This window comes from Halorussus aquaticus, assembly GCF_024218795.1.
GTDB classification, from domain to species: domain Archaea; phylum Halobacteriota; class Halobacteria; order Halobacteriales; family Haladaptataceae; genus Halorussus; species Halorussus aquaticus.
Genome location: NZ_CP100400.1, coordinates 2,333,002 through 2,346,088, shown reverse-complemented (window position 1 = coordinate 2,346,088; position 13,087 = coordinate 2,333,002). Strand labels below are relative to the sequence as shown.

At 63.2% G+C, this 13,087-nt stretch carries 16 protein-coding genes; all 16 read right to left on the bottom strand.

What is annotated here, in order from left to right:
* Positions 1–3: 3 nt before the first annotated feature.
* The 16 genes from NGM06_RS12135 to NGM06_RS12060 all read right to left on the bottom strand — a co-directional run bounded on the left by NGM06_RS12135 (position 4) and on the right by NGM06_RS12060 (position 13,068).
* Positions 4–3,336, bottom strand: coding sequence for a hypothetical protein (locus tag NGM06_RS12135; protein WP_254267211.1), 3,333 nt, complete (start codon positions 3,334–3,336; stop codon positions 4–6).
* A 180-nt stretch (positions 3,337–3,516) separates the two neighbouring features.
* Positions 3,517–4,815: a hypothetical protein gene (locus tag NGM06_RS12130; RefSeq protein ID WP_254267210.1), complete on the bottom strand. Its 1,299-nt coding sequence runs from the start codon at positions 4,813–4,815 to the stop codon at positions 3,517–3,519.
* A complete protein-coding gene (locus tag NGM06_RS12125) occupies positions 4,812–5,822 on the bottom strand; it encodes a hypothetical protein (protein WP_254267209.1) in 1,011 nt (336 codons plus the stop codon). Before NGM06_RS12125 ends, NGM06_RS12130 begins: the two co-directional genes overlap by 4 nt.
* Positions 5,822–7,513, bottom strand: coding sequence for a hypothetical protein (locus NGM06_RS12120; protein ID WP_254267208.1), 1,692 nt, complete (start codon positions 7,511–7,513; stop codon positions 5,822–5,824). Before NGM06_RS12120 ends, NGM06_RS12125 begins: the two co-directional genes overlap by 1 nt.
* A 1-nt stretch (position 7,514) precedes the next feature.
* Positions 7,515–7,727: a hypothetical protein gene (locus NGM06_RS12115; protein WP_254267207.1), complete on the bottom strand. Its 213-nt coding sequence runs from the start codon at positions 7,725–7,727 to the stop codon at positions 7,515–7,517.
* The gene (locus NGM06_RS12110) at positions 7,727–8,164 is read right to left on the bottom strand and encodes a hypothetical protein (RefSeq protein ID WP_254267206.1); all 438 of its coding nucleotides are present in this window, start codon (positions 8,162–8,164) and stop codon (positions 7,727–7,729) included. The genes NGM06_RS12115 and NGM06_RS12110 overlap by 1 nt, the downstream gene beginning before the upstream one ends.
* Positions 8,165–8,166: 2 nt before the next feature.
* Positions 8,167–8,601, bottom strand: coding sequence for a hypothetical protein (locus tag NGM06_RS12105; RefSeq protein ID WP_254267205.1), 435 nt, complete (start codon positions 8,599–8,601; stop codon positions 8,167–8,169).
* Between the two features lie 60 nt (positions 8,602–8,661).
* Positions 8,662–8,964 (bottom strand): hypothetical protein, encoded by a 303-nt coding sequence (locus NGM06_RS12100; protein WP_254267204.1) that lies wholly within the window; start codon positions 8,962–8,964, stop codon positions 8,662–8,664.
* Positions 8,965–8,968: 4 nt separating this feature from the next.
* Positions 8,969–9,469: a hypothetical protein gene (locus NGM06_RS12095; protein ID WP_254267203.1), complete on the bottom strand. Its 501-nt coding sequence runs from the start codon at positions 9,467–9,469 to the stop codon at positions 8,969–8,971.
* Positions 9,470–9,518: 49 nt separating this feature from the next.
* A complete protein-coding gene (locus NGM06_RS12090; RefSeq protein WP_254267202.1) occupies positions 9,519–9,905 on the bottom strand; it encodes a hypothetical protein in 387 nt (128 codons plus the stop codon).
* Between the two features lie 37 nt (positions 9,906–9,942).
* Positions 9,943–10,371 carry a hypothetical protein gene (locus NGM06_RS12085; protein ID WP_254267201.1) on the bottom strand — a complete coding sequence of 143 codons (429 nt, stop codon included), beginning with the start codon at positions 10,369–10,371 and terminating at the stop codon, positions 9,943–9,945.
* A gap of 13 nt (positions 10,372–10,384) precedes the next feature.
* Positions 10,385–11,920, bottom strand: coding sequence for a hypothetical protein (locus tag NGM06_RS12080; protein ID WP_254267200.1), 1,536 nt, complete (start codon positions 11,918–11,920; stop codon positions 10,385–10,387).
* Positions 11,917–12,063: a hypothetical protein gene (locus tag NGM06_RS12075; protein ID WP_254267199.1), complete on the bottom strand. Its 147-nt coding sequence runs from the start codon at positions 12,061–12,063 to the stop codon at positions 11,917–11,919. Before NGM06_RS12075 ends, NGM06_RS12080 begins: the two co-directional genes overlap by 4 nt.
* Positions 12,060–12,491 (bottom strand): hypothetical protein, encoded by a 432-nt coding sequence (locus NGM06_RS12070; protein ID WP_254267198.1) that lies wholly within the window; start codon positions 12,489–12,491, stop codon positions 12,060–12,062. The genes NGM06_RS12075 and NGM06_RS12070 overlap by 4 nt, the downstream gene beginning before the upstream one ends.
* Positions 12,488–12,910 (bottom strand): hypothetical protein, encoded by a 423-nt coding sequence (locus NGM06_RS12065; RefSeq protein WP_254267197.1) that lies wholly within the window; start codon positions 12,908–12,910, stop codon positions 12,488–12,490. Before NGM06_RS12065 ends, NGM06_RS12070 begins: the two co-directional genes overlap by 4 nt.
* A complete protein-coding gene (locus NGM06_RS12060; protein WP_254267196.1) occupies positions 12,907–13,068 on the bottom strand; it encodes a hypothetical protein in 162 nt (53 codons plus the stop codon). Before NGM06_RS12060 ends, NGM06_RS12065 begins: the two co-directional genes overlap by 4 nt.
* Between the last annotated feature and the right edge of the window lie 19 nt (positions 13,069–13,087).

The following is a 13,087-nucleotide window of genomic DNA, read 5'->3' as shown; positions in this document are numbered from 1 at the left end:
GTCCTACGGCCCTCCTTTGTCGTCCTCGTCGTTCGAGGACCCACGGCGGAATCCTCGAACGCTGAGTTTCACGGTCTTCCCTCGTCGGTAGGCCTTGACTGCCTTGTAGACGACGTAGAGACCACCGATGGCGATGATAGGCATCGACGGGCCGAGGTTCGACAGCACCGAACTGACGACGTTCTCGCCGAGTAGTTGGAGTCCGAGGATGAGCGCGACGGCCGTCACTGCGCCGAACGCGACATGGGAGTACTGGCCGGTTCGCCGTAGCCCGAGGTACGTCGCCAGCGGGACGCCCGTCACCAGCAGCAGGAGACCAGCGCCCGGCGGGAGCGAGACACCGCCGATTGCGGCCCCGACGCCGACAACCGCGACGATGAGACTCCCGAGGACCACGTTCGAGGATAACGCCCGGCCGAACAGACCCGTGACGCCGCTCGCTCCTCGATATCGACTCCGAGCGTACCACAGCACTGCAATGCCGAGACCTGAGACGAGCAGGACCACCGGGAGATTCCCACCGCTGGCTGACTGCTTGGCGAACTGGCCCGGTGGGGGGAAGCCATCGGTCCATCCGTCACGGTTCGGCGGGTCAGAGGTTCCGCTCTCGTCAACTCGGAACACGAGTCGCTCGGCGCTGTCGTCGTCGGTCAACGTGACCGGCGAGTTCGCCGTCCCCGAGTCTCGAACTACTCCATTCGATTTCGAGTAGAGTAGGTACTTCGTGTCCGGTTTCGCGTTCAGATAGGTGAACTCCACCGTGTCGCTGGGCGCATCGCCCGGTCGAACGTAGAACTGTGGTTCCTCTTGGCGTGGTTCTAAGACCGAGACCTCGACGTCGCCCTGATTTGGGGTCGCCTTCACCGGAATCGTTTGGATTCGGAAGGTACCTCCTGCTGGCGCGCTCGGCAGGAAGAGGTCTTGCTGGCCGTTGGATTGGATGGTTGCGTATCCGTCAGCCGAGTCCCACGATTCGTTCACGGGGTAGACGATCCTCTTCGACTCGCCCGACGATGCGAACCTCAGATAGGCGTTCTCGCTGATTGAGTCGATGGAGAGTTTCGAGTCGAGTTTGTTCCCTTTCGCGGTCGCTCGTTCGACAGTGATGCTCATGTTGGAGGTCTCGACGCGCGACCCATTCGCGCGTACCTTGACGGTATCGCCTTTCGAGACCGAGCCGATGTCGGCGACGAGTTCGTTCGCGTCGGTGATGCGGTAGTTCATGGGGTCAACCGCTGTCCAGCTTCCGCCGTTCACTCGTTTCTCGACGTCTCGCATCTCGTACACCGTGTTGTCGAACGGGATGGTCATCGAGACGCCGCTTTGGTCCGAGGTGTAGCTCTTTCCGACTCCGTAGCGCACGGTGAGCGCCTCGGCAGAGTAGTTGACCGAGTAGCTGGATTTCGCGTCGTGCGAGTAATCAAGTCCGGTTGCCGGTGTCGGTGCATCCGCGCTTAGTGAACCGTCACCGACCGTGACGTTAATTTGATTCTCACCCGATTGAATCCAACTCGTATTCGTATCGAGTGCCACCGTCTCGCCGTCTGAGAGCGTTCCGGTGTAAGACGTTGTGTGTCCATTTACCGATATGCTCGGGTCGCGCGTCTCCGATACCTCTTTCAGTCGAACCTCCGCGCCTACCGTCGAACCTGCCGCGGTCGAAACCGTCGCGGACCCGTCGCTCGGGTCAAGAGACGGTATTTGATAACTCGCTGTCGCGCCATCCGATAGCTGGCCGGAGTGCGACACGTCGTTAATTCCGTCGCCGTCGATGTCGAGCGCGACATCCTCGGTAACGGTTCGTTCAGTAAAGTCGAGTTGCCAATCAACCGACCCACTCTTGAACGCCGAGAAGTCGAGCGCCGAGGATGACGTACCGACCGCGAGCGACTTGGTTTTCGTCTCGCCCGGCAGCAGTTCGCCGAACGACGCCGAATGACCATTGTTGTCATCCACGTTCACGCCAGATGGCCCCGACAAGAATGTCATGTCGAGACCACTGTTGCTAATTCCGTAAATGGAGTTTGAGAGAACCTTAGCGTTCGTTGAGGTCCCAGCGTAACCTTCTAGCTTTCCGCCAGACGATGAGGTCGTCACGAACTCGACGGTCAGATTCCCGGACGTGCTGGGTTCGTAATCTTGGATATCAATGGTTTTCTGTCCACTTCCGCCATCAATTGTCACTCCAGACCGAACCAGCGTTCCCTCGCCAAAAACTTCGTCTGCATCTTCCTCCACGAGATAGATATCCAGAGTGTGGGAACCACCATTCGGGTTCGCATAAAGCTTAATCCCCGATATGACGCTCGGAGGCCCGTCAAACGTCGCTTCTGCATTGACCAGCCCATTGTACTTCCCGCCGATTTGATAGCTGTGGTCTTGATAGTCGAAATAAGGATTCAGCTTCGAGGTCCCGCGCCCCGTCACCGTCAGCGTCGGACTGTTCGGATTCTGATTCCCATCGACCGAGACCGACGCCGACCCGCCCGGCGAGACCGACCCCGTGAGGGACTCGGACTTGGTTTGAAGGTTGCCCGTGAAAACGACCTCTGGTTCTGAAGCGTTCGGTCCGGTGACGCGATGGCCTGCAGGGTTCACTGCAAGGTTGTTTCCGTTGGCGAGACCCGTCGCCGAGACGTTATCCCATTCCGTCTGGGTTGACCCGGTCACGTTGATGTCGAAGTTATCTACCGCTGAGACGTCCGAAATGTTAGTCGTGAACGTGTCACCGTTCAGGGCTGGCGTCGCTTCGACCGACACGGTGCCCTCGAACGAGACCGCGTTCGACGAGAAGTGTTCGACATCGGCGACGAGCCAACCGTCCGCGACGGTCGTAGGGGACCGCCACGTCTCGCCCGTTTCGTTGTTCGCGATAGCGAGATACTCCGGAACGTACCCGAACGCATCCTTGATGACGCCAGCGCGGACTGCCACGCGACGGCCATCGTGATGAACGTCGTCCGAGATAACCAACGACATCGACGCGTCTCGTGAACAATCGAACTGCGGAGTCTTCCCGGCCGCGGGCGACGAGCAGACTGCCTCCTGCGCCACGTCCGATGGCGATGCGCCCTTGGCAATCTCGTCCGCTTGAGCGTCCGTAACGAGGTCCACCTCCGTCGTCGAGGCGTGTCCACTCACGTACACTGCACCGTCGAGGTCTGCCGCTGAGACGTTCGTCGTCACGCCGGTAGGCCGAATGTCGTTGATGTTGGTTTCACTGACCGCGACCATCCCGCTGGGCGGACCGCCAGCAGTTGCCGTCGGCACTACTCCAGCCAACGTCGAGACGAGCAGCAGCGCGACGAGAGCGAGCGAGCGACGACGCTCACGCATCGGTCGTCACCTCCTCGGTTGAGGCGCGATCACGCCCGCGCAGTGCTGCGGCCGAGCGCTGTCGAGCAAAGGCGCGCACCCACCCACGGGGGGTTGTACTACTCGATTCGTAACACGCGCGTGCGTCTGGTGTCGGCGAATCGAAATCTTCGCCACGACGAGCCGGTTCGACCCCGATTCTCACGTCGAACCACCTCGGTTCGAGAGTTCGACAGCGACCTTCGCCACCGTCGGCTTCGGGACGTCACTCCAGTAGAACTCCGACCAGTGGAGGGCCGTCCACCACAGCCCCTTGCCCACGTTGAAGTACTTCGTGTGCTGGTCGGTCATCGGCGCGTCCTGAAAGCCGACGACCTTGTCGCCTTCCGTCGGGTTCGGCCAGCCCGGCATCGTGATTCGCCACCGGAGCTTCCGCCGCACGAGACTGTGGACGTCGGCCTCGTTGTGGCCGAACTTGAATATCGACTTGTTGTTCTTCCGGGCGTCCACGAGCGCATCGCGGAACGCCTCTATCTTCTCGTACCAGTTGTGGTTCTTCGGCCCGGACCGCGCGGCCTGCGGCAGCAGGTCGCCGATTTCGTCGAGGAACAGCGTCAGGAACTCCGGTCCCATGAAATCGACGATGGCGACGACGAACGCGAACCACCAGTGCGACAGCGGCGTCGGCGTGTCGTACTCCGAAGAGTCGTCCATCGACGCCGTGTTCACCCACTCGAAGCTATCCGTCCGTGCCGACTGAGCGAACACGTCCTCGACGCCCTTGCCTTCCGGGTCGGGGTAGACGACGTGGAACTTCCCCGGCTCGAATCGCTCCAGCAGGTCGAAGACGTCTTCGTAGCGCTCGACCTCGCGGGCGACCTCCGTCACGTCGAGTTCGAAGCCGCCAGCGCCGTGCTGTGGCGGTTGGACCGCCACCGTGGACTCGACGCCCGCCGGGAGCAGGAGCTTCGTCCACTTCGCCAGCGGCGTCCACTCCGCTCGCGACGGCGTCCCGCGCCATACCACGGCCTCCTCGGGGTTGATGCCGAGGACCTGTCGCGCGAGGTCGCACGCCAGCGTCGATTTGCCCGAACCGGGTTGGCCGGTGCCGAGGAAGTCGGTCCCGCCGATGCTCATCTTCGAGAGCGCACGGTCGTCTGCTGCGAGCCACCGCAGGACGTGCCGTCGCGTCTCGGGATAGCCCGAGAGGTCCGGTTGGTCCTGCTTGAGTAGCTCGCGTTCGTCGCGCCGGAGGTGGATGAGACAGTCCGGCACGACGCCGGGATACTGCACGGCGTCCGCGCTCGTGTCGATTCTGGCGGCCTCGTCGGTCTCGTAGAGTTGTTTCCAGAACGGCCGGAGGCCGTGGTCTCGCCTGATACTCCCCGCGTCGTAGACGCCGTAATCGACATCGCGGTACGTCCGAGTCCGCGTTTCTGCCTCGAACGCGTCCACGATTTCCTGCGGCGTCGTCTGTAGTGACTGGTCAGTCTTGCTCATACGTCAACACCTCCCGAATGGTCGGAGGTTTCGTCGTCCGATTCACCGGCCCGCTCCGCAAGTTCGCGTACGGCGACGTTGGTCGCCGGGAGCAGGAACCGGGCCATGATGCGCTCGCGCGCCTCGACGTACCGCTGGGCGTCCGAGAGGTAGAGGTCGGGCGCGCTCTCGTCGGTGAGGAGAACGTAGTCGAACTCCGATTCGACGGCCTTGATAGCGCCGAACGTCGCGAGGTCGAGGTGGTGAAGCCACTCGTCGAGGTCGTCCTCGTTCTCGAACCCGCCATGGAACTGTGCGAGTGCGCGCTCAGTCCGCTGGTAGTGTTCGTCCAGTGCTGGGCGCATCGCCAGCGCCGCCATCTTGTCGGGGTTCTTGTCGTCGTCGAGGTACTCCGTCGCCTTCGGTCGGAGCGTCCGGAACGCATCCCGACACGCTGGCCGCAGGTACTTCGCCACGAGGCGACGACGCGCCGCCCACGCCTCCTGCGGGGTCACATCCGTTCCATCCTTCTCACCGTATGCCCCACGGTTCTCGCCCGTCAGCACGCACGCTAAGGCGGTCGGGTCGGTCGCGACGTGATGGTACCAGTAGTCGGGAAGTCGGCCGAGCGTCCGGAACTGAAGCCGTAGGAGCCACCGTAGGAGTGCCGGGCGATGCTCGACGCCCTCGTCTCGGAACTCCCGCAGCGCCTCCAGTTGCTGTTCGTTCAGGTTCGCCAACGCCGGACGCGTCGGCTGGAGTTCGTCATCGGCATCGCGGTCAACTGGCTCGAACTCCGGGAGGACGGTCTCCGCGACCTCGTCGCTCGCGGTCTCGACCTGCTCGACGTCGAGGTCGCCCTCGACGACCGCCTGAAGTTGGCGGACCGTCTCAATCATGCCCTCGGCCGCGTCCGCAGCGAGCGCCTCCGAGTCTGCTTCGTGGCTCGCAAGCGCTTGGTCTACGAGGTCAGCCGCATCGCTATCCTCAGCGAGGTCGTCGCGGTCCATCTGCGGGATGCCCGACATCAGTCGTCACCTCCCGCCGACGCGGTGGTCGGCGAGTCCGATCCGCCGACGAACTCGCCGGGCGACGTGTCTCGGCTCGACGCCTCTTTGACGACGCTTTCGGCGTCCATCTCTTCGAGCGTATCCAGCAGTTCGTCGCTGCTGTTGCGCTCCTCGACCAACGCGTTCAGCGCCGCCTCCAGCGTCTCGTAGCCGTCGATTTCGGCCTCCCGGTACATCGCCGTCGCAGTCGCGTCCTGAGCGCACCCGACCGCCGGGACGAATACTGCTCGTCCAGCTTCGGCGGTCGTGAACAGTGCGTAGAGGGCGACTCCAGCGAAGGCGAGCGCACCAGTTCGAGCGCCGCCGATGCCCGATTTCTGGAGCGCGAAGAACGCGAGGCCGCCACTGACGACCGCGTAGAACGCGACCGTCGCAGCGCCGGTCCAACTCCAGCGTTCTTCGCCGGTCTCGGGGTCGAACTCGGTCAGCGGTAGCTCGAACGAGAGCGTCTCGGGTTCGTAGTCGATGAGTTGCTCGGGGTCCTCGTCCACGAAGATGAGTTTGTCCGCGGGCGACGAGGTCAGCGAGACGTCGGGCGTTCCGAGGTCGAACTCCAATTCGAGGCGGTCGAGACCGTAGAGCGGCGACCCACCGCTGAATAGGCGGGCGATCCACGGTCGGATGCCGTCCCGAATCGCCTTCGGTCCCTCCTCGGTCTGAGCCAGCGTGACGACCTCGAACTCGCCACCTTCCGCGGAGTTTGCGAGGTCGCCGCGCGGGTTCTTCGTCTCCTCGGTGAACAGTCGGATGAGCGCGACGCGGTAGACGCCGTACTCCATCGTCTCCAGCATCACGATGCCGATTACCCCCGCGATGAGGAACGCTGCGACTGGCGGCGCGGCGGTCAGTAGACTCGCGGTCCAGACGTACGCACCGCCGCCGATGAGCGCACTTCCGAGACCGAGGACGATGGCCCAGAACAGTAGGCCCATGTTTGGCCCGCGGCCCGTCTGTCGAATGGACGCCGGAACGGCAATCGCCACGATGCCGGTCGCGGCCAGAATCCAGATGAGCAGATTCGTCGTCGTGAACTGCCAGTAGCCGCCCCACGTCGCCGGGAACGGCAGTCCCTTCTTCGAGTCAACGCTCTTGTGGGTGAACCGCCAGCGCGCGTCCGGGTTCTCCTCGACCCACATCGTAATCTGGTACGACTCGTCATAGTGGGCGGGCAACGAGATGTTCGCGAGGTCGTAGCCGCGTCCGAGCGAGACTTGGTGGTGGTAGACCGAGACGTTCGTCGCCGTCGGGCGCGTGACCGTGCCGTTCCCCGTCGAGACCTCCTTTTCGCCCTTCTGCCACGCGACGACCGTGACGTTCAGTGACTCGTCGATTTCGTCCGAGGGTGCGAGCCGAACCGCTCGAAGTGCCACTTCGTTCGAGTGAATCGTCGTCCCCGGTTCGAGGTACTTCCACCCGTTTTTGCCGGGGGAGACCGGCGTGTATCGGACGGTTGCACTGCCGTAGTCGCCGAGGAACCGCATCGACGGCGGGGCGCTCTCGTAGCGCTTGCCGTTCTCTCGGAGTTCGTCAAGCGAGTACTCGTCACTCGACGTCTGGTTCTGGCCGTCACTCGCTGCGAGAACGCCGACGCCCGTGACGGTCGGCAGGACGAACAGCACGACGAGCAGGAGCGCTGTGACGCGGCGCACGCTACGTCACCCTCGTTACTGCGGCCCCGGCGACGACCAGTCCGACGAACGGCGAGACCGCCAGCCATGCGCTCGCTGGCGTCACGATACCGAACGAGTCGAGCGCGCCAGCGAGGATGCCCGAGACGGCGCTCCAGCCGAGGCTTCCAGCGAAGAAGCCGCCGACCGTCGCGGCCAGCGCTTTCCCGCCGGTCACGAGTGATTTGAACACCATCAGGCGGCCACCTCCTCGCCAGTCCCCTCGAATCCGAGACGGGCCGTCAGCCAGTCGTACTTCAGGTAGGACAGTACGGCAAGCACTACGCCCCCGTAGAAGAACACGGCATCACCGGGCGACGGTGCTGTTGCGACACCGACGCCGAGTGCCATGTACAGTACGAACTCGCCAGCCGTCACGAGAGCCGCGACCTTCTGTTCGGTATCGTCCCTGACCCAACCAACGACGTAGAACACCGCTGGCCCGCCGCAAATCGCTCCTGCGAGTACGGCGGCGTCCGCGACCGAGGACTTGCCTGTAACGACTCCGAATGACATCGCCGCAGCGATAACGAACATTGCGGTGTGTAACACCACGGCAACTACCGTCTCAGCGACGTCGAGGGCGCGGTCGGCCCGGTCGGGAAGCCGGTCGCGCACGTCGAGGTCGAACATGGTCACGCCCGGTCACCTCCCGGCTGGCCGAACTTCGCCATCGCCGCCACGAGCAGAATCAGGATGAACGCGAACCCGAGAACCTGCGGTGAAATGTCCCACTCGATGCCGACGAACGACAGTCCGCCGTAAATCAGGTAGCCCACGATGAACGGGACACCACCGAGGAGTTCGTTCAAGTCCCCTGCGAGTTGCAGGAACTCTACCGCGACGGTCATCCCGATGGACGCGAGACCGACAAGCAGCGCTCGGAAGCCCGACAGCGCCCCACCAGTCGCGGATTCGGCCCGCGAAGTAACGCGGTCCACGGTCTCGCCGGGACTCTGATGCTCGTGTTCGTTGCGCTCGTCCCACCACCAGTACGTGAACAGCGCCGCGAGCAGTGCGCCGACGAGCCACGTCCAGTTGTTCGCGAGGAACGCCAGCTTAGCAGACATGGCGCACCTCCATACTCGTCGTTTTGCGTGCGATACAGCCGTCTGTGCGTGTGTTTCGTCTCATAGTTCGTTATCGAAGTTCTGGTACGTTCGCTTCCCAAGTCGGGCGAGGTACAGCACGCCCGAGACGGCCAGTGCCGCCATGAACACCGGCTTCAGCAACTCCAGTTTCGGGAGCATCTTCGGGAGCGTGAACGCCCCGATGGAACTGATGGTGAACAGCGTCGGTGCCGATTGCCACAACGCCAGCACGAACGCCTTCAGCACGCCCGGATGGAGCGCGATACCAAATACTCCCGCAACTGTCGATGCCGCCGCCAGCGGGTGCGCAAGCGCCTCACGAACGCGGTTGAGTCCTTTCATGTGTCTATCCGCCTCCAAACAGGAACGTCTCGATGCCCGACCCGATTGGAATCGAGTCCAGCAACGCCCGAAGCCCTCGTATCGCCAACTCGGCGAGGATAACCGTCTCGGCCACCAGCAGCGCGTACACGACCAGCGCCGCGAACGGCGTCCCCGACGGGACGACCGCTTGGTTGATGTTGATGAGTCCGCCTACGCCCATCCGTAGCAGCGCCAGCACCGGAGAAAGGGCGATGTCCACCACGAGTGGTAGCACGTCCGTCACGCCGTACGTTTTGCCTGCGCTCGGCGGATACCCCGGATACCCGACTTCCGACCCAACGAACAGGAAGAGGATACCGTCGATGATTGGCGTGAACATGTCGAGGATGCCACCGACCACCATCGGCGCGAGTTCCGACCGCAGGAACCCGATAGGGTCGTTGACGAAGGCGATGAGTGAGCCGCCAACGCCGAACAGCGTTCTGACTGTCCAGCCCTTCCGGCCAAGTTGAATCCCTTTCACCCACTTGAGGACAGTCTCCTTTGCAATTCCAGAACCGTTGGAATCACCGTCAGGAGCCAAGCTGTCTCACCCCGATTGCGAGGATGGTGAACGCCACCAGCACCATCACGAGGTTGAACGGAAGCTGGAACAGACCGAGGTTGATCTCGAACGTCCACGCCGCCGCGAGTTGTCGCGTGAACGAGTCGAAGTACCGGGTAGTCTGTCTCTCGATGGTTCCGACGAGACCGCCGACGAACAGGTCGATTGCCGCGCCGACCGAGATGACGCCCCGAACGACGCCAATGAAAATCGCGTAGACGGTACTCCCGGTTAGCGCCACGCCGAGCGCGCCCCACTTGATGTGATTGTCCCGAGTGAGTAGCGACGTGATCAACGCGTCCCGCGAGCCGCCGCCTCCGCTGCCCTGCTCGAAGTCTGGTCCCGGTGGACTCACGCCGACCACCTCCCGGAGGGACGCGCGCCAAGCATGGTTATTGCTCGTCCTCCGCGTCTTCGTCGACACCGGTTCCGAAGTAGTCGGTGAACGTGCCGGGGAGCGTGTCCGAGGTTACGTCCTGCCGGAGGTACAGCGCGATAATCGTGAACGTACCGAGCAGGACGATAGTCCCTATCGGGAGGCCGAACAGCCCCATCTGGTCAACGCCGCGCGCCGACGCCTCGCTCCCCGTGATGACCACGAGCAGCGGCTTCAGGATGAGGCCCTCGACGACGTTGGTGCCGATTTTATTGACGAGTCGGACCGGCATCAACAGGAGTTGGGTTAGCGCTTGGACGCCGAGGATGGCGCTGGTGCTGAGCGCGAACAGCCACCCGCCGATACCCTGTTTGGTGACGCTGGTCAGGGACTTCCCTTCTGCCCTGTTGATGAGGTCCATCGGATTCGGTTGTGAGGATGCCATCTGTGACACCTCGTTACCGATTCATCAGCCATTTACCGCCGAAGATTGCGCCGACGATGGACACGAGCGTCCCGAGAATCGGGATGCCGCTCGCCCAATTACCGCCACCACCCTTTCGGAACTGGCCCGCAACGCCGCCTTGGGACGTCATGTCGCCCTGCTCGGCGCTGGTGATGGGGTACTGGTAGTGGATGGCAATCTGCTGGCCGGGCTGAATCGTCGAGTCGAGCGTGACGTCCGCACCCTGTGTGCCGTACTTGCTCTTGACCGAGGTCCACGAACTGATGTTCTGGAATCCGGTGTCGCCGACGCCTTCGGCGACCTCGACCGACTGGTAGCGGCCGCTCGGCAGGTCCACCGTGTCAGTCAGTTCGGCGTTCTGGTAGCTCAGGTCGTACGCCGACGGAAGCTGAAGCCGGTAGTAGACGTCCGCGATAAGCTCGAAGTCGGGGAAGTCCCCGGCCGAGGAGAACTCCACCTGCGCGTCCATCTCCTGCGTGAGGTTCGAGGCGTGGAACTGGAGCGACTGCTCGGTGTTGTGGACTTCAGCGCCGGAGAAACTGCTCTGGAGCGATTCGTAGCTGGTAATTCGGTACTGACCGTTCGGCTCATAGAGCGTGCGGGTCTCGTCCTTCTCGCCGTCTCCGTCCTCGTCGTAGGCCTGTTCACCGAAGGTGTACTGGCCCATCTTCTCGGCGTTGATGAGCGAGAAACTGGCGTCGAGGTCGCCGTCGGTAACGCGAACCTCGACTGACTGGATGTTGTTGAAGGTGCCGTCGCCGGTACCTTCGGTCGTGATGCCGCCCATCTGCTGCTGAGTGACGTAGCCGTCGCCAGTGCTGTTCGCGATGACGTCGGCGTCGGCGGTCGCGTTGTTCGGGTCGATGACGAACGCCTTGTAGTCGCCGTCCTCGTCAACGACGCGGACCTCGGCGTGGGTGCCTGAGTCGAGCGTGTTGATGTCAACGCCGAACTGCGCGAAGCGCTTGGCCTCGTCACTGGTAATCGAGAAGTTGCTGTACGTCGCAATCCCTGTGTCACCGCTGCTGAGACTCGACGTGTTGACCCGAACTGCGTTCACACCGGGTGCAGTCGTCGCATCCTCAACGCTGAACGTCGCTCCAGTGGTGGCGATGCCCGAGGAATCGGTCGCCCACTCGGACGCGTCGAGCGCCGAAGCAGTGTTCTCGCCTTCGTTCTTCCGGGGGAACTCCCCGAAGTCCGAGGCGTTGATGTCCGTCGCGACGAGCGCGATGGGGTTCGCCTTCGACTGGTTGAGTGAGGCGTTGAGCGTCCGGGCTTCGCCGGAGTCGCTCTCGTACTGGGTCGGTGTCCAGTCGCCGATGTGGTGGACGTCCTTGGAGACCGTCACGGGAATCTTGGGGTTGTGGACGGTCGAGGCATCGTAGTTGAGTTCGGTCGGGTCGTCGATGGGGGACGGGACGTCGGCCTCTTGTGCGAGAGCGACGCCCGCGGCGCCGGTAATCGACGACGCGACGAGCAGTACTGCGATGAAAGCCGATGCGAATCGTGAGTTTCCGAAGTTCATGCTGTGGTCTGTGAGAAGTCGGTCGTTTCGCCGCCGGTCTCGGCGGGATGCAGTTCAGGCCGTGGCGGCCACGTCTCGCGCAATTCGCGGACGTACTGGTGCCAGCGCTCACCGCCGAAGTCAAGGACGCCGAACGAGGTCACGCGACGGATTCCTCCCGTTGCCGAGCGAGGATGCCCGCGAGGACCAGTCCGACGCTGATCATCACCAGTCCCGAGAAGGAGTTGGCGGTCGTGAGGAGGTAGCCGCCCCCGACGAGCGAGAAGATGGCACTGCCGAGTGCGAGGATTGCGAGGTCCTCGCTAAGGCCGACGCCTCGGGACGTGACCGCGACATGGTCCGCGACACCGCCGTCCGCGAGAACTTCATCGTCGGCGGTCGGGTCCTCGAACCGTACGTCGGCATGCGGCGGGACGCCGATCTCCGGGTCCTCGTTATCGAGGCAGATAGAAATCTGCCCGTCGAGATTCGAGGCGGCGAACGCCGTCACCTGCCCGTTCTCCCGGATAGCAACCTCGCCCGTGCCGTCATCGTCGGCAGGGTCTGCCGGACGGACTGGGGTGTCGGTCACGCGTCCGCCCCCACGCCACGCTCTGAAACGTGAACGTAGTGGTCTGACCCCTCGGCCTTCTCAGGGTCGGTCGTCTGCTTCGGTCCAGCGAAGTCCACGAGGTCGTCTATCGACCCGTGTTCGATGTGGTTCTCCCACTCTAGCAGGAGTGCGTTGAGGTCGTCCACGAGTTCGAGGACATCGTCGTAGTCTTCGCTCGATAGCCACTCTACGACTCCGACGTGACCGTCGGCTTGCACGTAGATGTCGCCCTCAGCCCATTCCTCGTCAGCCTCCTGTCCGTAGGCGTACCCGTGCAGGAAAAACCCGCAGTACTCGATTGCCTGTTGGCTGTCTTCTCCGACGTTGCCCGCAACGAGGTCGTGGAGCGACCGACCCGCTGTCGGGTCGAGTGCGTTCACTTCGGCGAACTCGGTCATGCCTGCCTCCCGACGAGGTCGTCGAGGCCGTCATCGACACGTGCGAGGTCGCCGACGGTGGTGTCGAGTACGGACTCGTGGCTTCGGTGGATACGATGCTCCTGAAAACGGTCGTGAGAGCCGCCGGTTCGACGCGGCTCGTGTGGGTCCTTGCCCATGGTTGTCACGACGGCCAGC

Excerpts from the sequence above, each read along its gene's own strand:
- NGM06_RS12135 (WP_254267211.1), bottom strand. The coding sequence starts at position 3,336 with ATGCGTGAGCGTCGTCGCTCGCTCGCTCTCGTCGCGCTGCTGCTCGTC.
- NGM06_RS12130 (WP_254267210.1), bottom strand. The coding sequence starts at position 4,815 with ATGAGCAAGACTGACCAGTCACTACAGACGACGCCGCAGGAAATCGTG.
- NGM06_RS12125 (WP_254267209.1), bottom strand. The coding sequence starts at position 5,822 with ATGTCGGGCATCCCGCAGATGGACCGCGACGACCTCGCTGAGGATAGC.
- NGM06_RS12115 (WP_254267207.1), bottom strand. The coding sequence starts at position 7,727 with ATGGTGTTCAAATCACTCGTGACCGGCGGGAAAGCGCTGGCCGCGACG.
- NGM06_RS12110 (WP_254267206.1), bottom strand. The coding sequence starts at position 8,164 with ATGTTCGACCTCGACGTGCGCGACCGGCTTCCCGACCGGGCCGACCGC.
- NGM06_RS12105 (WP_254267205.1), bottom strand. The coding sequence starts at position 8,601 with ATGTCTGCTAAGCTGGCGTTCCTCGCGAACAACTGGACGTGGCTCGTC.
- NGM06_RS12100 (WP_254267204.1), bottom strand. The coding sequence starts at position 8,964 with ATGAAAGGACTCAACCGCGTTCGTGAGGCGCTTGCGCACCCGCTGGCG.
- NGM06_RS12085 (WP_254267201.1), bottom strand. The coding sequence starts at position 10,371 with ATGGCATCCTCACAACCGAATCCGATGGACCTCATCAACAGGGCAGAA.
- NGM06_RS12080 (WP_254267200.1), bottom strand. The coding sequence starts at position 11,920 with ATGAACTTCGGAAACTCACGATTCGCATCGGCTTTCATCGCAGTACTG.
- NGM06_RS12065 (WP_254267197.1), bottom strand. The coding sequence starts at position 12,910 with ATGACCGAGTTCGCCGAAGTGAACGCACTCGACCCGACAGCGGGTCGG.
- NGM06_RS12060 (WP_254267196.1), bottom strand. The coding sequence starts at position 13,068 with ATGGGCAAGGACCCACACGAGCCGCGTCGAACCGGCGGCTCTCACGAC.